Origin of the sequence: Micromonospora orduensis, from assembly GCF_006228125.1 — a bacterium.
Lineage (GTDB): Bacteria > Actinomycetota > Actinomycetes > Mycobacteriales > Micromonosporaceae > Micromonospora > Micromonospora orduensis.
This window is the reverse complement of record NZ_VDFY01000217.1, coordinates 1-20,705: the sequence shown is the minus strand read 5'-3', so window position 1 is coordinate 20,705 and position 20,705 is coordinate 1. Positions and strand designations below refer to the sequence as shown.

The window sequence follows — 20,705 nt, the reverse complement described above, 5'->3', positions numbered from 1 at the left end:
ACACGTTATACCTGGCATGCCGCCGCGACTTCGGGTCGTGGGGCGGGTGGCCGCCGGGAACACCGGCCCGGTCGCCTCGGTTACATCCCCTGCACGACCGAGCGGGCCGTGAAGCCCGATGGAATGATCCGCCGCCGCCGGCCGTTGCACAGTCTCCCGATGCCGGCCCCCTCGCAAGGGCTGCCGGGTGCAGAACTTTCCCCCGAACATCCGCGCCGCCGCCGTGATCCCCCCTTTTGCGGTGGTGCGGTCCCCCGATATGCAGAGGAGCACGCCATCATGCGTACCGATCTGATGCGTAAGACCGCTCTGACCGCTGCTGGGCTCGCCTTCACCGGTGGCGCCATCGCCGGCCCGGTGACCGCCGCCTACGCGGCGTCGGACGCCAAGCCGGTCTCGCAGACGCAGGCTGACCGTCAGAGCGGTGAGCGGGAGTTGGGCGTGCGTTACGAGGCGCAGCCGAACTTCTACTACTGCGGCCCGGCCGCGGCGCGGAACGCCCTGAGTGTGCAGGGTAAGAACATCAACGTCGATGCCATGGCCAAGGAGATGGGCACCACCGAGGCCGGCACCAACTCGATCAACGACATCACCCCGGTGCTGAACAAGGAGACCGGTAAGAGCGACGCCTACCACAGCGTCGAGATCTCCAGCCCGAACGCCGATGACAAGCAGACCGACAAGCTGCGCGCCGACATCGTCAAGACCGTCGACGACGGCCGCGCCGTGGTCGCGAACATCGCCGGCACCAGCACCGACGTCGACGGCAACGTCCACTCCTTCGAGGGCGGGCACTACATCAGCGTCGTCGGGTACCGCGACAACGGCCAGACGGTGAAGATCGCCGACTCGGCCAACCCCGACACCGCCTCCTACTGGATCAGCGTCGAGCACCTCGCGGACTGGATCGCCACCCGCGGCTACTCCACCAGCTGACCCACACCACCGAACACCGAAGGGCCGGACCCCACCACAGGGGTCCGGCCCTTCAACACATCCAGGTCAGAGTTCGCTGGCCGAGCGGGCCGGCTCGACATCCGGCGTCGGCGAGGCGGTCTCGATCCGGTGGGCCCGTCGCCGCAGCCACCAGGTACTGGCGAGGCCGGCGAGCACCGCGAGGGCCAAACCGGCCCAGGAGATGTCCTTGAGCCAGTGCTCGGCGGCCCGACCCACGCTGAACAGCAGGTAGGTGGTGCCGAACGCCCAGACCAGCCCGCCGGCCGCGTTGGCGATCAGGAAGCGCCGGTACGGCACGTGCAGTGCCCCGGCGAGCGGCCCGGCCAGAATCCGCAGCAGTGCCACGAACCGGCCGAAGAAGACCGCCCACACGCCGTGCCGGGCGAAGCTCTGCTCGGCCCGGACGAGTTGGGCGGGGCCGAGGTGCCGGGGAAAGCGCCGGCCCAGCCGGACGAGCAGAGGTCGTCCGCCTCGGCGGCCCACCGCGTACCCGATGGAGTCGCCGACGATCGCGCCGGTGGCCGCGGCGGCGGCCACCCACTCCGGCTCGACCACACCGGTGGCGGCGAGCAGGGCGGAGCTGACCAGGACGATCTCGCCGGGCAGGGGAACTCCCATGCTCTCGACGCCGATCACCCCGCCGACGAGCAGGTAGACGGCGATCGGTGGCAGGGACGTGAGCCAGTGCTGGACGTCGAACACGGTGGACCCCTTCCCCCGGCGGGCCTCGAACCCTACCTGCGGCGGACCCGTCGTACGTGCCGTCGCAGCGCGGCCGTGGAGATCGGCCACACCCCGCAGGCCGTCCTAGGAGGCTAGGGGTAAGACGGAACCAGGCGGCGGGTGCGCCGGCTTGCGCAACTAGCAAGACGGACGTACGGTTTTGTTGAGAGCGGAATCGGCGGTAAGTGTCACCTAACCTCGGCGGCACCCCGACCGGTGCGACACACTGCTCAGGACTACTCACGGTCGCTGGTGTGAAGGAGTACGACGTGGCGAGCCTCGACACCTTCGGTGCGAAGACCCAGCTACGCGTCGGAGACGCGAGCTACGAGATTTTCAAGATCGACAAGGTGGACGGCCACGACCGGCTGCCGTACAGCCTGAAGATCCTGCTGGAGAACCTGCTGCGGACCGAGGACGGCGCGAACATCACCGCCGACCACATCCGCCAGCTCGGCGCGTGGGACTCCGCCGCCGACCCGAGCGTGGAGATCCAGTTCACCCCGGCGCGGGTGCTCATGCAGGACTTCACCGGCGTGCCCTGCGTGGTCGACCTGGCCACCATGCGCGAGGCCGTGCGGGACCTGGGCGGCGACGCCACCAAGGTCAACCCCCTCGCCCCCGCCGAGCTGGTCATCGACCACTCGGTGATCGCCGACCTGTTCGGCCGCGAGGACGCCTTCGAACGCAACGTCGCGCTGGAGTACGAGCGCAACAAGGAGCGCTACCAGTTCCTGCGCTGGGGCCAGACCGCGTTCAACGAGTTCAAGGTCGTCCCGCCGGGCACCGGCATCGTGCACCAGGTCAACATCGAGTACCTGGCCCGCACGATCATGGAGCGCAACGGCCAGGCGTACCCGGACACCGTGGTCGGCACCGACTCGCACACCACGATGGTCAACGGCCTGGGTGTGCTGGGCTGGGGCGTCGGCGGCATCGAGGCCGAGGCCGCGATGCTCGGCCAGCCGGTCAGCATGCTGATCCCCCGCGTGGTGGGCTTCAAGCTGTCCGGCGAGATGCCGGCCGGCACCACCGCCACCGACCTGGTGCTGACCATCACCGAGATGCTGCGCAAGCACGGCGTGGTCGGCAAGTTCGTCGAGTTCTACGGCCCCGGCGTGGGTGCCGTGCCGCTGGCCAACCGGGCCACCATCGGCAACATGTCCCCCGAGTACGGCTCCACCGTGGCGATCTTCCCGATCGACGCGGAGACCATCCGCTACCTGGAGCTGACCGGCCGCGACGAGCAGCAGGTCGCGCTCGTCGAGGCGTACGCCAAGGAGCAGGGCCTCTGGCACGACCCGGAGGCCGAGCCGGAGTACTCCGAGCGCCTGGAGCTGGACCTGGGCTCCATCGAGCCGTCGCTCGCCGGTCCGAAGCGCCCGCAGGACCGGGTGCCGCTGGGCGCCGCCAAGACGCTGTTCCGCTCGGCGCTTACCGACTACGTCGCCGACGACTCCGTCGGTGAGCGCGACCTCAAGCCGGGCGTGCCCCGCGAGGAGCTGCCGCGCGGCGCGAACGGCCCGGCCGACGAGGCCAGCGCCGAGTCCTTCCCGGCCAGCGACCCGCCGGCCAACGACTTCAGCGACCCGGCCGACGAGCCGCGCGACCTGGAGGCCGCGGCGGTCGGAGCGGGTGGCCGGGCCAGCAACCCGATCCGGGTCACCGGCGCCGACGGCGTCGAGTACGAGCTGGACCACGGCGCCGTGGTGATCGCCGCGATCACCTCCTGCACCAACACGTCCAACCCGCAGGTGATGATCGGGGCGGCCCTGCTGGCCCGCAACGCCGTGGAGAAGGGCCTGACCCGCAAGCCGTGGGTGAAGACCACCCTGGCGCCGGGCTCCAAGGTCGTCATGGACTACTACGAGCGCGCCGGCCTCACGCCGTACCTGGACAAGCTCGGCTTCAACCTGGTCGGCTACGGCTGCACGACCTGCATCGGCAACTCGGGCCCACTGCCCGAGGAGGTGTCCGCGGCGGTCAACGAGCACGACCTGTCGGTCGTGTCGGTGCTGTCCGGCAACCGGAACTTCGAGGGCCGGATCAACCCGGACGTCAAGATGAACTACCTGGCGTCCCCGCCGCTGGTGGTCGCGTACGCCCTCGCCGGCACGATGGACATCGACCTGGCCAACGAGCCGATCGGTGAGGACAGCGACGGCAACCCGGTCTTCCTGCGGGAGATCTGGCCGAACAGCGCCGAGATCCAGGACGTCATCGCCCAGGCGATCGGCGCGACCGGGTTCAGCGCCGCGTACGCCGACGTGTTCGCCGGCGACGAGCGGTGGCAGTCGCTGCCCACCCCGACCGGCGACACCTTCGCCTGGGCCGACGACTCCACCTACGTGCGCAAGCCCCCGTACTTCGAGGGCATGCAGCAGGAGCCGAGCCCGGTCGTCGACATCGCCGACGCGCGGGTGCTGGCCAAGCTGGGTGACTCGGTGACCACCGACCACATCTCCCCGGCCGGCTCGATCAAGGCCGACTCCCCCGCCGGCACCTACCTGGCCGAGCACGGCGTGCCGCGCCACGAGTTCAACTCGTACGGCTCGCGCCGGGGCAACCACGAGGTGATGATCCGGGGCACGTTCGCCAACATCCGGCTGCGTAACCAGCTGGTGCCGGGTGTGGAGGGTGGCTTCACAGTCAACCACCTCACCGGCGAGCAGACCTCGATCTACGACGCCTCGATGGCCTACCAGGAGGCCGGCATCCCGCTGGTCATCCTGGCCGGCAAGGAGTACGGTTCCGGCTCGTCGCGGGACTGGGCGGCCAAGGGCACCATGCTGCTGGGCGTCCGGGCGGTCATCGCCGAGTCGTACGAGCGGATCCACCGCTCCAACCTGATCGGCATGGGTGTGCTGCCGCTGCAGTTCCCGGTGGACACCACCGCCGAGTCGCTCGGCCTGACCGGCTCCGAGACGTTCACCATCACCGGTGTGACCGCCCTCAACGACGGCGATACCCCGCGCACGGTGACGGTCACGACCGACACCGGCGTGGAGTTCGAGGCCGTGGTCCGGATCGACACCCCGGGTGAGGCGGACTACTACCGGCACGGCGGCATCCTGCAGTACGTGCTGCGCCGCATGATCGCCAACTGACGTACCGACGTCACCAGGCTCCTTTCCGCCTCGGCGGGAAGGAGCCTGCGTCGTTCACGGGTCGCTCCTGGCCGAACGGATCCGCCATCCACCGCGATCCCATCCAGAAGTACGACGTACCGGTCCTGGTGGCCTGAGCCTGCTTCGCTAGCGGGCGAGGTTGTCCGCGCGGTCGAGCAGGGCGCGGCGCTCGACCGCCGAGCCCACCGCTTCCGCCGCCGCACGGAAGAGTCCGGCGGCACGTGGGCGGTCGCCCTGGCGGGCCACCAGGTCGGCCTCCACCGCCACGGCGACCGGGTAGCCGTCCAGGCCGCCGCCGGCGCGCGCCTCCGCGAGCAGGACCAGCCCGGCGGCCGGCCCGTACGCGTAGCCGTGGGCGACCGCGCGGTTGAGCGCGATCACCGGTGAGGGGCGGAGGTCGGCCAGCGCGTCGTAGGCCCGCGCGATCGTCGGCCAGTCGGTGGCGTCGGCGGACAACGCGGTGGCGTGGCAGGCGGCGATCCGGGCCTGCCACGCGTACGGCCCGTCGTGGCGTACCCGAGCAATGGCTGCCAGGCCCTCGGCGATGGCCGCGCGGTCCCACCGGCCACGGTCCTGCCGCTCCAGGGTGAGCAGGTTGCCGGTGGCGTCGCGGCGGGCGTCCCGGCGGGAGTGCTGCAACAGCAGCAGCGCCAGCAGGGCGGCCACCTCGGACTGCCCGGGCATCAGCGCGTCGAGCAGCCGGGCCAGCCGGACCGCCTCGTCGGCGAAGGCCGGCTCGCCGTCGGCGACGTAGCCCCGGGTGAACAGCAGGTACAGCACGGCGAGGACGCCGGGCAGCCGTTCGGCAAGCGCCGGCCCGCTCGGCACCCGGTACGGGATGCCGGCCTGGGCGATGCGGGCACGGGCGCGGGTCAGCCGGCGGGTCATCGTCGACTCGCTGACCAGCAGGAGCCGGGCGATGTCGGCGGTCGGCACACCGCAGATGGTGCGCAGCGTCAACGCCACCCGGGCCTCGAAGGCGAGGGCCGGGTGGCAGCAGGTGAAGACCAGCCGCAGGCGGTCGTCCACGAGGTCGTGCTCGGGTGGCGCGTCCGTCGGCGTGAGCAGCGCCAGGTCGTGCAGCTTGCGGCGCTCGACGGCGGCCCGGCGCAGCACGTCGATGGCCCGGTTGCGGGCCACCGTCATGAGCCAGCCGCCCGGGTTGGCCGGCACACCGTCGACGGGCCAGCGCTCCAGGGCCACGGTCGACGCCTCCTGGGCGCAGTCCTCGGCCAACGCCCAGTCCCCGGTCACCCGGATCAGGGTCGCGACGATCCGGGGGTACGCGTCCACGCCGGCGGCCGCGGCGGCCTGCGCCGCCACGGCCGCCTCCGCGCCGTTCACCCCGGCGGCACCCGGGCGCGCACCGGACGGCGATTCGGCGTGGGTCATCCGGTCAGTCGGGCAGGTCCGCGAACGGCCGCAGCTCCAGCCGCCCTTCGCGGGCCATCGGGTGGGTGCGGGCCACCTCGATCGCCTCGTCCAGGTCGGCGCAGTCGAGCAGGTCGAAGCCCACGATCACCTCGGCGGTCTCCGCGAACGGCCCCTCGGAGACCAGCAGCTCGCCGGCACGGACCCGGACGGTGGTGGCCGCACTGGTCGGCGCCAGCACGTTGCCGGTCAGGCGGCGGCCACGGGAGTCGTTCTCCGCCACCCACTTGTGGATGTCGGGCAGCTCGGTGGGGTCGGTGTCCGGCTCGCTGTCGCTGCACACGAACATCAGGTACTTCATCTGGTCGCTCCCTGGTTTCTCGGGGTATCGCCAGCATGACGATCGGCCGGAGCCGTTCCGGACACCCTCCCCCGAAAAACCTCCGTCAGTTTCCCCCGGCCGCGCGGCGGCGGGCCTCGCGGGTCTTCATGGCGTGCTCCATGAGCGTCACGAGCACCTCCTTGCTGGACTCGCGCTGCCGGGCGTCGCAGAGGAGCACCGGCACACCCGGGTCCAGGTTCAACGCGGCCTGCACCTCGTCCAACCGGTACGCGCGGGCACCTTCGAAGCAGTTCACGGCGACCACGAACGGGGTGCCCCGACCCTCGAAGTAGTCGATGGACGGGAAGCAGTCGGCCAGCCGGCGGGTGTCGGCAAGCACGACCGCGCCGATCGCGCCGAGCGCCAGCTCGTCCCAGACGAACCAGAACCGGTCCTGCCCGGGCGTGCCGAACAGATAGAGCACCAGGTCGTCGCTGATGGTGATCCGACCGAAGTCCATCGCCACGGTGGTGGTGGTCTTGCCTTCCACCCCGGACAGGTCGTCGATGCCGACACCTGACTCGGTCAGCACCTCCTCGGTGCGCAACGGCCGGGTCTCGCTCACCGCGCCGACCATTGTGGTCTTGCCCACGCCGAACCCACCGGCGACCAGGATCTTGATCGCGGTGGGCAGTGGGGTCGCTCCCGCCGGCCGGTCAGAGTGCCCGTAGTCCATTGATTACCGCCTCGAAGATGCTGTTGTCGGGAAGACCGGCCGTGGTCTGCGGCTCGCGGACCTGCACCAGGCTGCGGGCCGCCAGGTCGCCGAGGAGCACCCGGATGGTGCCCACCGGAAGGTCGAGATGGGCGGCGATCTCGGCGACGGACTGTATACGTTGGCACAGCCCGACGATCGCCAGGTGTTCCGGGCCGAGGCCGACCTCCGGCGTGACCTCGGCTCGGGTCGCGGTGACCAGGGAGATCAGGTCGAACGTGCCGGTGACCGGGCGGGCCCGGCCACGCGTCACCGCGTACGGGCGCACCACCGGGCCCGCATGGTCGTCCACCCACTGATGGTCCGCGGATTCTCCCTGCACCGTCATGGCCCTACTTCTCGCCGGCCGGCTGCTCGACGCCTCGGGACGGGGAGGCCACGTACTTGCCGACCCGGGTGACCAGCATCGCCATCTCGTAGGCGATGAGGCCGACGTCGGCGTCCTCGGTGGCCAGAACCGCCAGGCAGGCGTTGCGGCCGGCGGCGGTGACGAACAGGAACGACGACTGCATCTCGATGATGGTCTGCTGCACCTGCCCACCACCGAAGCGCTTCCCCGCGCCCCGGGCCAGGCTCTGGATGCCGGCAGCCATCGCCGCGAGGTGTTCGCCGTCGTCCCGGCTCAATCCCTGGGAGGAGGCCATCAACAGTCCGTCGGTGGAGAGCGCGACCGCGTGCTCGGCCTGCTTGACCCGGCCCACCAGATCATCCAGCAACCACGTCAGGTCGGCACTCGAAGCCGTCTTCTGCGCCACTTCGTCGTCCTCTTCTCGCCCGGCTGTTGCGCCGTATTCGTCTGGGGCTGACCGTCACACCGTGCGGAGATCCGCATCCTCGGCGGCCGGTCAGGTAGCTTGCTGGTCCTCGTCACTCGGCTCGGGCGTCGCGCTCGGCGGGGTGCCGGCTCCGCCGCCGAGCAGTCGCGCCGCGTCGGTACGACCGCGACGGGTGCCGGTCTGGTAGGAGCTCATCATCCGGCGCACCTGCTCCGGGGGGCGTGCCACGTCCTCGTCGTCGGTGTCTGTCGCCGCCGGGTCGTCACGCAGCTCGGGCACGATGTTCGCCTGTCGGACCCGGACCGGCAGGCCCGAGCCGGTGCGGTCGGCCTCGGCGCGGGCCGGCAGCGGTCCAGCGTCGGGAGACGGCTCGCTGGCGCTGTCAGTCGGACGGGAGGGGTCGACCGCGGGCAGTCCGGTGGGCACCGTGGGGGCCTCCAGGGCGGGCTGGCCCAGGACGCGCCGGGCCCGGGTGGGCAGGTCCGGCGTGCCGGTGTCCTGCGGGGTGCGCTGACGGGTGGGCAGGGCGGCGTCCACGTCGACGCCGTCGGCCTGCGCCGTCGCGGGGATGGTGTCGGGCACCGGCGGCCCGTCCGGGGTGACCGGCGCCGGCGGGGCTGTCGTTCCCGGTGCCGCCGGTTCGGCCGCCACCGCGACCGGCGCGAGGACGGCTGGCCGGCCGGTGTCGCCGGTCGCGCCCGAGGGCAGGGCGATGGCCGGCGAGCCGGTCCGCATCGCGCCGGAGTCCTCCGGGGACGGGCCGTTCTCGGTGACCAGGTCCAGCGGGATCAGCACCACCGCGGTGGTGCCGCCGTACGCCGACTCCTTGAGCCGCACCCGTACGCCGTGCCGCTCGGTCAGCCGGCTCACCACGTAGAGGCCGAGCCGGGCGGCGTTGGCGAGGTTCAGTTCGGACTGGTCGACGATGCGGTGGTTCGCCGCGGCCAGGTCCTCCTCGCTCATGCCGAGGCCCCGGTCCTCGATCTCGATGGCGAACCCGTTGGCCACCAGCTGACCGCGTACCTCCACGGTGGTGTGTGGCGGTGAGAACGACAGGCCGTTCTCGATCAGCTCGGCGAGCAGGTGGATGATGTCGCCGACCGCGCGGCCGGCGAGGGAAACCGGCCCGAGCGGCAGGACGTTGACCCGGGTGTAGTCCTCCACCTCGGCCACCGCGCCACGGACCACGTCGACCATCGGCACGTTGCGCCGCCAGGCCCGGCCGGGGGTGGAGCCGGAGAGCACGATGAGGTTTTCCGCGTTGCGCCGCATCCGGGTGGCCAGGTGGTCGACCCGGAAGAGGTCCTCCAGCTCCTCCGCGTCGTGCTCACGCCGTTCCATGGCGTCGAGCAGCGTGAGCTGGCGGTGCACGAGCGCCTGGGTGCGTCGGGCCAGGCTGAGGAAGACCTCGCGGACGTTGCGACGCAGTTCGGCCTGCTCGACGGCGGTGCGCAGAGCGGTCTCCTGGACGGCGTTGAACGCCTTGCCGACCTGACCGATCTCGTCGGCGCCGAACTGCAGCGGGGGCGCCTCGGTCGCGACGTCGACCTCCTCGCCGTGGCCGAGCCGCTCCACCACGCGTGGCAGCCGTTCGTCGGCGAGCTGCCAGGCGGCCTGGCGGAGTCGGTCGAGCTGAAGCAGCAGGTTCCGGGCCGTGGAGATCGAGATGACGACGGAGGCGATGACGGCGAGCAGACCCAGACCGGTGGCGAGCACCAGCCGGACGACGACCATCACGGCGACGCCGGTGGCCCGGCCGACGATGCCCTCACCGCCGTCGGCCACCACCTCGTTCACCCCGGCCAGCGCCGGTTCCACGGTGCCGCGCCACTGCTCGGCGCTGATCGGCAGCTGGGTCGCCGGGCGGCCCTCGCGGATGATGCTGTCCTGTACGGCGCGCAGCTGGGTGAACGCCTCCCCCTCGACGAGCTGCTGGTAGCGGCGCTCGTCGGCGTCGGCGAGCCGGGCCCGGGTCTCCTCGCCGAGGAACCGCTCGGCGCCGACCAGGCTGACGTAGCGGGCGTACTCCGGGCCGCTCATCCGGCCGTTGCCGAAGAGGCCGCTGAGCAGCGCGTCCTCCTGGGAGATCAGCTCCTTCATCCGGTTCAGCTGGATCAGGGCGGCCGCGTCGGCGGCGATCGTCTTGTCGTCCAGGCTGCCCGTGACGTCGTAGATCTGGAAGATCGACTCGATGGCTTCGGTGTAGGCGTCGGCGGCGGCGATCCGGTCGACGGACCGGCCGAGCACCTGGGCGCGGGTCTGCTCCAACGCGTTGATCCGCGTGATCGACGCTTTCAGCTGGGCGTCGAGCGCCGAACTGCCGGCCACGTCGACCTGCCAGTTGTCGACCGAGCCGGCGAAGTCCGCCGCCAGCTTCGCGGTCTCGCGCTGCTTGGCCTCCAGCGCCGCCCGCCGCTCGGCGTCGGGGTTGCTCAGGTACCCCTGGGTCAGCCGCCGCTCCAACTGGAGCTCCTGCAACAGCGGCTCACTTGGCGCGTAGACCTTGCTGTTGAGCAGCTGGACACCGAGCAGGTTGAAGCCGTCGCGCAGAGTCACCCACGCCGCGAACATCCAGAGCGCGACCAGGGAGAGCAGCAGGGCGACAACCTTGGTGCGGATACTCGTACCGCGAGAACGCATTGAACCGTCCCAGGCCGGGCGTTGACTCAGCTCATCAACGGGTGATCATGAGGGTGACGTCGTCCCGCCGCAGCGGGGCATACGGGGCTGAGGCTCTGCGTACGCTAGCAGTGTCCACACAACCCCTCAAGTTGTTGTTTTTGTTGCCTGGTAACCGCAATCCACCACCGAACGGTCGACGTCCGCCAGATGGACGGCGGACAGCCGGCAGGCGGCCAGCACCGCCGCGCGAACGATCGCCGTAGGACAGTACAACTCCTTGCCGTACCACAGTGGAGGGTGCGGCCGACCGGACGGTTGGTGCAGGTAGGCGTGGCCACGAGCCACCGCGTCGTCGATCCGGGGCGCTCCGGTCGGCGCGGCCAGCAGCACCTGCAGGGCGTACGCGGTCTCCTCGGCCGTGCCGCCCCAGCGCCCCCACGAGCCGTCGACGCGTTGGCTCTCCAGCACCCAGCGGGCCGCCCGGTCCACCGCTTCGGCCGCCGCGCCGCCGCGACCGAACTCCGCCAGGGCCAGCACGCAGCAGGCAGTCGCGTAGTACGGCGAGGCGTGCCACCGGTCCTGCCAGGGGCCCTCGGCGAGCTGGTGGGCCGGCAGCACGACGCTGAGCCGTTCGACCGCCCGGTGGTACCGCGCGTCCGCGCCGGGCCGCGCGGCCACGTGCTGGCCGAACGCGTCCAGCACGTGGGCGTTCGTGGTGACCGAGAAGCCGTCCTCGCTCCCCGGCCAGGTGCAGAAACCGTCAGCCGTCTCGTACGCCCACAGGCTGGCCGGGTCCGCCGGGCGGCCGAGACGGGCCAGCGCGTCCAACGTGACCGAGGTGGTGTCGGCGTCGGTCGGCAGGCCCTCGCCGGTGGCGACGCCCTCGGCGCCGGTGGCGGCGGCCAGTGTGCGCAGCACGGTGGCCGGTGGGTCGACCGCGACGCCGACGCGGCCAAGTCCGCTGAGCACCCAGGCCCGCTCGAACACGGTGATCGGGGTCGGGCAGGGCACCGGGCCGCCGCCCTCGCGGATCAGCTCCCGCAGGAAGGCGTGCGCGGTGGGGCCGGCGTCCGGACCGGCGGCGGTCAGCCAGGCGGCGGTCGCGGCGGGCGACGCGCCGACGGCGGTGAGGGTCGACCCGGCGTCGGCCGGTGTCGCGTCCAGCACCTCGTAGAAGTGGGCCAGCTTCGTCGGCAGCGCCGCCCCGGCCACCACCGCGGCCCGTACCGCACGCAAGCGGTCGGGGCCGAGCCCGGCGGGTAGCGCCAGCGGCGGGCGGGGCAGCCGGTCGGCGACCGCCCGGTCCAGCCGGGCCATCCGGTCGTTGATCGACTCGACAAGCGCCGGGACGATGAGGTCCAGCGCCGGGGTGTCCGGCAGCGCCCGCGCGTGCGTGGCGAGCAGCCGGCCGGTGAGCGCGTCCAACCCGCGCGCCACCGGGGCGAGCAGGTCCGCCCCGGACCATCGGCCGTCGGCGAGCACGGCGAGCAGCGCGTCGGTGGCGCTGAGCGTGGGCACCAGGGCGTACCCCTCGGGTGGGCCCCACCCGCCGTCCGGGCGCTGCTCGCGCAGCAGGAACCCGACCCGCTGGTGGTGTCCCGGCAGCCAGGACGCGCCGGCGACCAGCCGGGCGCTCTCGTACACCGAGGCGGCGACCTGCCCCCACGGCCGCAGCGCGAGGCCGGCGATCAGCTCGCGCGCGACGGCGTCGGTGGCCGGCTGGGCCAGTACCCGGGGGCGGCCCTCACTCATCGCGTGCTCCCCAGAAGTCCGACAGCTGGTAGAAGCCGCCGGTGAAGGAGATCTGCCGGTGCAGGTAGTCCGCCTGGCGGGGGCACCGCTCGGCGAGGGCGGCCAGGTCCCCCCGGGACCGGCTGGTCAGCTCGGTCAGCCGGGCGTGTACCTGCTCCGGCGCGGTGACCAGCTGCAACGCGTTCAGGTCGCCCCACTCGTCGTCCCGGCCGTGGGTGGCAAGGTCGTTGACCAGCCGCAGCACCCGCTGCACGCCGCGCCCGGCGTCCAGCAGGTCGGTCAGCTGGGCGAGGGTCTTCTCGTCGCCGGTGGCGATCCAGTGGGTGACGTTGACGAAGGAGCAGGCGAGGTTGTCGGCGTTGTCCAGGTAGCGGTCGAGGTCCGGCAGACGTCGACCGGTGGACGGGTCGGTGGGCAGGTTCTTCCAGTCCCACTCGCGGGACACGGCGGCGAGCATCCGCGCCAGTTCCTCGCGCCAGATCGGCCGGTACCTGGCGAACGCCGGCACCTCGGCCAGCGCGTCGCGCAGGTCGGCCAGCAGCCGCGCCAGATGGCGCCCCGGCGGCGGGGCGGCGCCGTCGGCCACCGCCAGACAGTCGGTCACCACCTGCCGGACGTCGTCCGCCGACCGGGCGAGGTAGTCGACCTGCCAGTCGGCCGCGAAGACCCACAGCAGGGTACGGGTGGTGATGCGCAGTTCGGCGGCGGTGTGCCACGGCGCGGTGAAGGCGATCGCGGTGGCCACCGAGCTGAGCAGCGCCGGGTCGAACGGCGCGGCGTCGAACAGCTCCGGGTGGGCGGCGGTGACGTCCTGCAGGTCGCGGACGCCGCGCACGGCGAGCGCGCACACCCGGCCCTGCTCGGCGACGGCGTCCGGACCGGTCCGCACCGGCCACGACGCCCCGGTCACGACGCGACCGGGCGTTGGACCGGGGTGAGGATCAGCTCGGCCCGCTGCTTGGGTTGCAGCGAGGCGCCGAGCCGGGGTGTCAGGTCGACGGGCTCGCGCAGCCGGAAGCGGTAGCGGCTCAGCACGGTGCTGACGATGAGCTGCGCCTCGAGGAGGAAGAGGTACTGCCCGAGGCACTGGTGCGGGCCGCCGCCGAACGGGAAGTAGGAGTAGCGGTACCGCCGGCGGGGCAGCTCCGGGGCGAAGCGCTCCGGGTCGAACAGCGTCGGGTCGGTCCAGAACGTCGACATCCGCTGGGTGACGTACGGGCTGACCAGCACGGTGCCGCCGGCCCGGATCCGCACCCCGCCCAGCACGTCGTCGCCGACGGCCGTCCGCGGGATCATCCAGCCGGCCGGGTAGAGCCGCAGCATCTCGTCGAGCACCATCCGGCCGTAGCGCAGCTGGGGCAGGTGCTCGCGGCCGACCCGGTCGGCGCCGACCACCCGCTCGATCTCGTCGGTCATCCGCTCGGCCACGTCGGGGCGGGAGGACAGCACCGGCCAGAGCCAGGAGAGCAGCGCGATGGTGGTCTCGGTGGCAGTGGAGAACATGGCGACCACGTCGCCGCGGATGGCGTACTCGTCGGGTTCCGTTCCGTCGGCCCGGGGCCGGCAGAGGGTGGAGATGATGTCGTCGCCGTCGGTGGGCCGGGCACGCGCCTCCCGGATGATCGGCAGCACCACCTCGTCGATGGTTCGCACCGCGTCGTTGAAGGCGCGGTCGCCGGGCATCGGCACGGCGTACGGCACGAAGGGCACCAGCAGGCGCGGAAGCATCGCGGTGGTGACCGTGTCCAGCGCGGCGCTGATGCGCAGCGCGTCCGGCACCGAGATCCGGTCGGCGAAGAGCACCCGCATGGTGGTGCGCAGGACGATCCGCGTCAGTTCCGCCCCGCCGTCGATGGGGCGGCCCTCGCGGGCCGGCTCCAGCCACTCGTCGACGGCCTCGTTGATCGCCTCGGCCATCCTGTCGACGAGCGTCTCGGCCCGTTTGGCGGTGAACAGTGGTTGCAGCGCACCCCGGCTGGACTCCCAGACCGCACCCTCGGCGACCAGGATGGCGTCGCCGACGATGCGGCGGACCGGTCGCCAGAGCAGCCCCTCTCCGTCGCGGGTGTAGTTGGCAACGTTGTCCCTCAGCACGCGTTGCAGATGCTCGGGATGACTCACCAGGTACGGGCGGAACGTGCCGAGGTTCAGGCGGACGACCTCGCCGGCGGCGTCGTCGGCGAAGCCGACAAGCGCGCCGAGCGGATCACGGACCAGCGCGGGCAGGGCGCGGTGCAGCGGGATCGTCCGCGGCTCGGTGCTGAGGGGGGCGGGGCCGGCATCGGACACCTGCGACATCGAAACCACGTCTCCTCGATATCCCGCCGTGCGCAATTGTCCACTTGGCACGGTCAGGACTGTGGGACTTTCACCTTCTGGGCGTCGGAAGCATCTCACCAAACGCGAGCCACCTCCAGACCCTCAACCGGGCGAATTCCACAGCCGCACCGGGCCTGCCGTGGTGGTGGTGACCTACTTCACTCCTGAATGGACGGTCAGGATCGATCGCGGCGCAGGTCGGGACCGGCCACCGACGACGCGGACGGCCCGATCGGTGATCACTCCGGCCCGGCCGCCGGGAGGCGGATCGGCGGCGACGCCGGGCCCCGTGCGGCCCGGGGTCGGGCGGCGATCCCAGGACGTGAGCGAGGACGCACCGGTACCCCCGAATCCGGGCGACGCCGGGCACCCTGTGCCAGGCTCTCAGGCATGGACGACAAGACCATCCTGAACCGGATCTCCGAGCTGGTCGACGAGGAACACAAGCTGCGCGCGGAGGCCCAGGCCACCGAGTCGGGCACCGAGGGCGAGGCCAGCGCCCGGCTGCGCGACCTTGAGGAGTCCCTCGACCAGTGCTGGGACCTGCTGCGCCGCCGTCGGGCCGCCCGGGAGACCCACGGCGACCCGGACTCCCAGGGCGAGCGCCCCAAGCCGGAGGTAGAGCGCTACCTCCAGTAACCGACGCGGGTGGGTCGGACGGCCGGCCGGGCCACCCGACCCGCCCCGGTCAGCGGATGCCCGCCTCGCGCAGCAGCTCCCCGGTCAGCGCGAGCGGATCGGCCTGCTCCACGGGCAGCCCCCGGGCCACGAACCAGGCGCTCACCACCCGCACGTCGCGGGCCAGGAAGTCGGGCCCCTGCGGGTTCGCCACCACGTCGACCACCTGCGGCAGGTCGATCACGACGAGCCGGCCGGAGTGCACGAGCAGGTTGTACGGCGACAGGTCGCCGTGCGCGTACCCGGCCCGGGCCAGCACGCGCAGCGCCTCCACCAGCTGCGCCCACAGGTCGCGTACCTCGGCCGGGCCGGGTCGCAACTGGGCCAGCCGGGGCGCGGCCAGCCCCGACTCGACGTCGCCGACGAACTCCAGCATCAACTCGGTGCCGCGCAGCTGCACCGGGTACGGCACGGCGATCCGGTCGTGCCCGGCGCCGATCTCCCAGAGCCGGGCCAGGGCGGCGAACTCGGCAGCGGCCCACTGCCCGGCGATCATCTGTCGGCCGAAGGCCGTCCGGCCGGCCATCGCCCGGTTCTCCCGGGACCGGCGTACCCGACGGCCCTCCAGGTAGCCGGCGTCGCGGTGGAACAGCCGGTGCTGGGCGTCCCGGTACCGCTTGACCGCCAGCAGGCAGGACCGGTCGGTGTCCGGCACCGCCCGGCGGACCAGGTGGACGTCCGCCTCCTTGCCGGTCTTCAGCACACCCAGTTCGGTGTCCTTGGCGGCCAGCTCGGTGACCAGCCAGTCCGGGTACGGCTGCGGCCCGTGCACGGCGTCGTCCCAGGACGACCAGTGCTCGCCGGTGTCCGGGTCCGGCTCGGCGTCGGGGTCGGCGGGCGGCTCGGTGGGCCGGCCGCGCTTCAGGAACTGTGGTTCGTCGTCGTCGAAGCGGCGCTTGCCGCGGCTGCGGCGCTCGAGCGCCGGTAGGTCATGATCGCGCACTGTGGTGAGGTTCCCTTGGTCGAGGCTGAGATAGGCAGCTGGAAGCGACCTGCGAAGACGGCCATGACCGACCCCCTCTCCTCGACCGGGCGCACGCCCGGGGTGCACGTTGCGCCGACCATGCTCGCCGCAACCTCGACGGCCGGTCAACCGAATTACCGCCGCGCCGCCGACCGGCGGGCGCGCGTCAGCTCGCGAGCACGGTGGCGACTGCGGCGATCAGCCCGTCCACGGTGCGACTCGGCGCGAACCGCACGTCCGACCAGGTACGCCCGCGATGCAGCCAGACGCTGGGCAGGCCGACCGCGGCGGCGCCGCCGATGTCCGCCTCCGGGCTGTCCCCGACCACCCAGGCGCCACGCAGGGGCATCCGGACCCGCTGCGCGGCGAGCGCGAAGATCCGCGGGTTGGGCTTGCTGACCCCGGCCTCCTCGGAGATCACCCAGTCCGCGACGTAGCGGTCCAGGCCGGTCCGGCGGATCTTGGCGTCCTCCACGCGTACCGTGCCGTTGCAGACCACGACCGGGACCCAGCCCGCGTCGTCGGCGATCCGCAGCGCGCACGCGGTCAGCGGATCCAGCCGGGTCTGCGCCACCACCCCGTCGTGTAGCTCCTCCACCAGGTCGATCGAGGGGATCCGCAGCTCGTAGCGGTCCCGGATGGCGTCGGCCAGGTCCCAGCGGTCGGTCAGACCGTCCGCGTCCACCGAGAGCAGCCAGTCGATGTCGGTGGGGGGCGCGCCGATGCCGTCCAGGAAGCGCTCACCCCAGCGGCGGAACGGCCCGGCCCGATCCAGCAGGGTGTTGTCCAGGTCCAGCAGGAGCAGTGGCACTCGGGCACCCTACGGGACCGACGTGTCCGCCAACAGATCCGGCGGGTGTCGACCTGACGGGGCGCTCAACCGGACATCGACACCCGCTGGCCACCCTGGCCCGGCAGCCGATCGGCGAGCATCGAATGGGCCGCCCGGGTGGCGGCGAGCGCGGCAGGGTCCAGCGTGGCCACGAGCACCGCGGTGCCCTCGTCGGCGCCCCGGGCCAGCGCCCGTCCCTGCGGGTCGTAGATCGCCGCGCCGCCGTTGAACCGCCACGGGTCGGCTCCCCCGACCGCGTTCGCGAAGACCACGAACATCGTGTTGTCCAGTGCCCGCGCGGCGTAGTAGAGGTCCCGGCGGTGTTCCGAGCCGGCCAGGTACCCGCTGGGGCACAGGTAGCCGTGCGCGCCGTCGAGGGCCGCGGCCCGGGCGTGCTCGGGGAAGCAGCCGTCGTAGCAGATGCCCAACCCGAGCCGCCAGTCGTCGATGAGCAGCGTGGCGCCCCGTTGACCCACGTCGAACAGTTCGCGTTCGTCACCCCACAGTTGCTGCTTGTCGTACCCGACGCGGACCGCTCCGGCACGGTCGACCACCAGGGCGGCGATGGTCCGCCGGCCGTCCGGGTGGCGGGCGGCGGCGCCGACGAGCACGGTGACGCCGGCCTCGCGCGCCGCGACGCGCAGCGGGTCGAGCCGGGGGTCCGCGACCGCGCCGGTCGGGTCGGCCGCGATGTCCGTGCCGGCCGGGTCGGCGGCGAGGGTCGGCGGATGGTACGCGCAGAGGTACAACTCGGGCAGGACGGCCACTCGGGCGCCCTGCCCACCGGCGCGGCGGACCAGGTCGGCGGCGGCGAGCGCGTTGCCGGCGACGTCACCGGGTGTCGGCGTGGCCTGGACGGTGGCGACGGTCAGCGGGGCGGTCGGCACGGGGTGGGGCGGGGTCACCGGCCGATGGTAGACGCCGCCGCACCAAGCCGTACGTACGGTTTGCATGCCTCGGGGTGACCTGCGACGATCGACGCGTGCCCAGAGTAAGCCAGGATCAGCTCGACGCGCGCCGGCAGGAGATCCTCGCCGCCGCGCGGGCGTGTTTCGCCCGGCACGGCTACGAGGGGGCGACGGTACGCCGCCTCGAGGAGGCCACCGGGCTCTCCCGCGGCGCCATCTTCCACCACTTCCGCGACAAGGACTCGCTCTTTCTGGCCGTCGCCGAGGACGACGCCGCCGTCATGGTCGAGACGGTGGCCCGCAACGGTCTGGTCCAGGTCATGCGCGACCTGCTGGCCCGTGCGGTCTCCCCGGACACCACCGGCTGGCTGGGCAGCCAACTGGAGGTGTCCCGCCGGCTGCGCACCGACCCGGCGTTCGCCCGCCGCTGGGCGGAACGGTCCGCCGCGATCGCCGAGGCCACCCGCGACCGGCTGGCCCGCCAGCGCGACGCCGGCGTGCTCCGCGAGGACGTACCGATCGACGTGCTCGCCCAGTTCCTGGAGCTGGCGTACGACGGCCTGGTGCTGCACCTGGCGATGGGCCGGCCAGCCGGCGACCTGGGGCCGGTGCTCGACCTCGTCGAGGAGGCGGTCCGCCGCCACTGACCGCGCCGACACCGGTCCGCGGGACGTGGCGACGCTGCTCCACAATGGGGCCGCCGATCCCTCCGGCGACAGGAGCAGCCGATGATCGTCCATGCCGCGTCGGGCGACACCTGGGGCATCCCCGGCCCGACCTTCCTCCGGTTCTACCTCGTGGCGACCGCCGTGGTGGTGGCGATCGCGGTGTACCACCGGATCCGGTTGGTGGCCGGCGCGAACACCGCCGGAGCCGGCCCGCTCGGCGCGCAGCAGCTCGCGTACCTCAACGGCGGGCCGGCGCTCGCCGTGCACGCCGCGCTCGGTGGGCTGCGCGGCAGCGGCGCGATAGGTGTCGGACCGGACCGCCGGCTGCTCACCACCGGCCCGGCACCGGCCGGGCTCACCCCACTGGACCAGGCGATCCACTGGGCCGCCCACCAGCGGTCCCGCGCCCGGGACCTGCCTGGGGAACAGCGGGTACGCGACGCGCTCGACCAGCTCCGCACCGACCTGGAGCAGCGCGGCCTGCTGCTGAGCCCGGCGCAGCGGGTCGCCGTCCGGCGGTGGAGCCGGGTCCTCGCCGCCCTGCTGGTGCTGGGCGTGGTGCGGCTGTTCGCCGGCCTGACCAACGGCCGCCCGGTCGGCTACCTGCTGCTCACCCTGTTCGCGGTGCTGGCGGCGGTGCTGCTGCTGTGGCGCGTCAGGCAGACCACCCGGGCCGGCCGCGCCGCGCTGCGCGACAAGCGCCGGGAGCACACCCACCTGGCCCCCGGCTCGTCGCCCGCGTACGCCACCTACGGGGCGGCCGGCGCGGCGATGGGTGTGGCCCTGTACGGCACCGCGTCGCTCTGGGCGCTCGACCCGGGCTTCGCCGAGCAGGCCGAGGTGCAGCGCCAGGCCCTCGGCGGTGGCTGGTCGTCGGGCTCCAGCGGCACGTCGAGCGGCGGCAGCTCCTGCGGGGGCGGCAGCTCGTGTGGCGGTGGCGGTGGAGGCTGCGGCGGAGGCGGGTGCGGCGGATGACGGGCCTGTCCGGGATCGGCATCGGCTGGCGCCCGGAGATCGCCGGTTTCGTGGCCGAGCTGCCCGGCCTGCGGTTCGTCGAGGTGGTGGCCGAGTCGGTGCCCGCGTCCGGGCCGCTCCCGCCAGGGTTGGCGCAGCTGCGCGACCGCGCGGTGACAGTCGTACCGCACGGGGTGCGACTCTCGCTCGGCGGCGCCGAGCCGGTCGACCCGGCCCGGGTCGCCCACCTCGCGGCGGTGGCGCAGCGGGTCGACGCCCCGCTGGTCAGCGACCACATCGCCTTCGTCCGGGCCGGGGGGCTGGAGGCCGGACACCTGCTGCCGCTGCCCCGCAGCCGGGAGGCGGTCGACGCGGTCTGCGCCAACGTGGCCCGCGCGCAGGCCGAACTGCCCGTGCCGATCGCCCTGGAACCGATCGCCGCGATCGTCGACTGGCCCGACGACGAGTTGGACGAGGCGGACTTCCTCACCGAGATCCTGGACCGCACGGGCGCTCTGCTGCTGCTCGACGTCGCCAACGTGTACGCCAACGCCCGCAACCGGGGCACCGACCCGTTCGCGCTGCTCGACCGCCTCCCGCTGGACCGGGTCGGGTACGCGCACGTGGCCGGCGGGGCGGAGCACGGCGGCTACTACCACGACACGCACACCGACCCGGTGCCGCCGGACGTGCTGGACCTGGTCGGCGCGCTCTGCGCCCGTCGGCGACCGCCGGCGCTGCTGCTGGAACGCGACGGCGGCTACCCACCGGCGGCCGACCTCCGCGCCGAGCTGGACGCCCTGGCCGCCGCCGCGGGCTTCCCGGCCGTGACATGACCGGCGGATCCCGCCCCGGGCTCGCCGAGCGGCAGGCCGAGCTGGTCGCGGCACTGGTCGCCGGGGGCGCGCCGCCGGCCGGATTCGCGCCGGGGCCGCTGGCTGCCGCCCGCGCGGCGG

At 72.9% G+C, this 20,705-nt stretch carries 19 protein-coding genes; 6 read left to right on the top strand and 13 right to left on the bottom strand.

Features of this window, described 5'->3' with window-relative positions:
- The first annotated feature begins 279 nt into the window (after positions 1-279).
- The gene (locus tag FHG89_RS24830) at positions 280-936 is read left to right on the top strand and encodes a C39 family peptidase (RefSeq protein WP_139586825.1); all 657 of its coding nucleotides are present in this window, start codon (positions 280-282) and stop codon (positions 934-936) included.
- A gap of 66 nt (positions 937-1,002) precedes the next feature.
- Here the strand turns inward: FHG89_RS24830 and FHG89_RS24825 are convergent, their stop codons facing one another.
- The gene (locus tag FHG89_RS24825) at positions 1,003-1,659 is read right to left on the bottom strand and encodes a DedA family protein (protein ID WP_139586824.1); all 657 of its coding nucleotides are present in this window, start codon (positions 1,657-1,659) and stop codon (positions 1,003-1,005) included.
- Between the two features lie 275 nt (positions 1,660-1,934).
- Here FHG89_RS24825 and FHG89_RS24820 point away from each other — a divergent pair, with 275 nt between their 5' ends.
- Positions 1,935-4,787: an aconitate hydratase gene (locus tag FHG89_RS24820; RefSeq protein ID WP_139586823.1), complete on the top strand. Its 2,853-nt coding sequence runs from the start codon at positions 1,935-1,937 to the stop codon at positions 4,785-4,787.
- 147 nt (positions 4,788-4,934) lie between these two features.
- Here the strand turns inward: FHG89_RS24820 and FHG89_RS24815 are convergent, their stop codons facing one another.
- The 9 genes from FHG89_RS24815 to FHG89_RS24775 all read right to left on the bottom strand — a co-directional run bounded on the left by FHG89_RS24815 (position 4,935) and on the right by FHG89_RS24775 (position 14,670).
- Positions 4,935-6,200: an RNA polymerase sigma factor gene (locus FHG89_RS24815; protein WP_139586822.1), complete on the bottom strand. Its 1,266-nt coding sequence runs from the start codon at positions 6,198-6,200 to the stop codon at positions 4,935-4,937.
- A 4-nt stretch (positions 6,201-6,204) separates the two neighbouring features.
- Positions 6,205-6,528 (bottom strand): YciI family protein, encoded by a 324-nt coding sequence (locus FHG89_RS24810; RefSeq protein ID WP_425280215.1) that lies wholly within the window; start codon positions 6,526-6,528, stop codon positions 6,205-6,207.
- Positions 6,529-6,625: 97 nt separating this feature from the next.
- A complete protein-coding gene (locus FHG89_RS24805; RefSeq protein ID WP_139586820.1) occupies positions 6,626-7,237 on the bottom strand; it encodes a GTP-binding protein in 612 nt (203 codons plus the stop codon).
- A complete protein-coding gene (locus FHG89_RS24800) occupies positions 7,218-7,604 on the bottom strand; it encodes a DUF742 domain-containing protein (RefSeq protein ID WP_030337267.1) in 387 nt (128 codons plus the stop codon). The genes FHG89_RS24805 and FHG89_RS24800 overlap by 20 nt, the downstream gene beginning before the upstream one ends.
- Positions 7,605-7,608: 4 nt before the next feature.
- Positions 7,609-8,031, bottom strand: a complete 423-nt coding sequence (locus FHG89_RS24795) for a roadblock/LC7 domain-containing protein (RefSeq protein ID WP_139586819.1) — start codon at positions 8,029-8,031, stop codon at positions 7,609-7,611.
- Between the two features lie 90 nt (positions 8,032-8,121).
- Positions 8,122-10,692, bottom strand: a complete 2,571-nt coding sequence (locus FHG89_RS24790) for a sensor histidine kinase (RefSeq protein ID WP_139586818.1) — start codon at positions 10,690-10,692, stop codon at positions 8,122-8,124.
- A 126-nt stretch (positions 10,693-10,818) separates the two neighbouring features.
- Entirely contained in the window at positions 10,819-12,426 is a 1,608-nt protein-coding gene (locus FHG89_RS24785; RefSeq protein WP_139586817.1) for a prenyltransferase/squalene oxidase repeat-containing protein, read from the bottom strand.
- Positions 12,419-13,336 carry a terpene synthase family protein gene (locus tag FHG89_RS24780; RefSeq protein ID WP_139586816.1) on the bottom strand — a complete coding sequence of 306 codons (918 nt, stop codon included), beginning with the start codon at positions 13,334-13,336 and terminating at the stop codon, positions 12,419-12,421. The genes FHG89_RS24785 and FHG89_RS24780 overlap by 8 nt, the downstream gene beginning before the upstream one ends.
- Complete coding sequence (locus tag FHG89_RS24775) at positions 13,333-14,670, bottom strand: cytochrome P450 (protein WP_208761098.1); 1,338 nt, start codon at positions 14,668-14,670, stop codon at positions 13,333-13,335. Before FHG89_RS24775 ends, FHG89_RS24780 begins: the two co-directional genes overlap by 4 nt.
- A 465-nt stretch (positions 14,671-15,135) precedes the next feature.
- On the opposite strand from FHG89_RS24775, the gene FHG89_RS24770 reads away from it, so the two are divergent.
- On the top strand, positions 15,136-15,384 hold the full coding sequence (locus FHG89_RS24770; protein WP_139586814.1) for a DUF2630 family protein: 249 nt from the start codon (positions 15,136-15,138) through the stop codon (positions 15,382-15,384).
- 49 nt (positions 15,385-15,433) lie between these two features.
- Here FHG89_RS24770 and FHG89_RS24765 read toward each other — a convergent pair whose 3' ends face one another.
- From FHG89_RS24765 to FHG89_RS24755, 3 genes are all read right to left on the bottom strand, one after another.
- A complete protein-coding gene (locus FHG89_RS24765; protein WP_139586813.1) occupies positions 15,434-16,366 on the bottom strand; it encodes an RIO1 family regulatory kinase/ATPase domain-containing protein in 933 nt (310 codons plus the stop codon).
- A 187-nt stretch (positions 16,367-16,553) separates the two neighbouring features.
- The gene (locus tag FHG89_RS24760; RefSeq protein WP_139586812.1) at positions 16,554-17,198 is read right to left on the bottom strand and encodes an HAD family hydrolase; all 645 of its coding nucleotides are present in this window, start codon (positions 17,196-17,198) and stop codon (positions 16,554-16,556) included.
- 65 nt (positions 17,199-17,263) lie between these two features.
- Positions 17,264-18,124, bottom strand: a complete 861-nt coding sequence (locus tag FHG89_RS24755) for a carbon-nitrogen hydrolase family protein (protein WP_244295802.1) — start codon at positions 18,122-18,124, stop codon at positions 17,264-17,266.
- A 77-nt stretch (positions 18,125-18,201) separates the two neighbouring features.
- On the opposite strand from FHG89_RS24755, the gene FHG89_RS24750 reads away from it, so the two are divergent.
- From FHG89_RS24750 to FHG89_RS24740, 3 genes are all read left to right on the top strand, one after another.
- On the top strand, positions 18,202-18,774 hold the full coding sequence (locus FHG89_RS24750) for a TetR/AcrR family transcriptional regulator (RefSeq protein ID WP_139586810.1): 573 nt from the start codon (positions 18,202-18,204) through the stop codon (positions 18,772-18,774).
- Between the two features lie 81 nt (positions 18,775-18,855).
- On the top strand, positions 18,856-19,770 hold the full coding sequence (locus tag FHG89_RS24745; protein WP_139586809.1) for a TIGR04222 domain-containing membrane protein: 915 nt from the start codon (positions 18,856-18,858) through the stop codon (positions 19,768-19,770).
- A complete protein-coding gene (locus tag FHG89_RS24740; RefSeq protein WP_139586808.1) occupies positions 19,767-20,585 on the top strand; it encodes an MbnB/TglH/ChrH family RiPP precursor modification enzyme in 819 nt (272 codons plus the stop codon). Before FHG89_RS24745 ends, FHG89_RS24740 begins: the two co-directional genes overlap by 4 nt.
- The last annotated feature ends 120 nt before the right edge of the window (positions 20,586-20,705 follow it).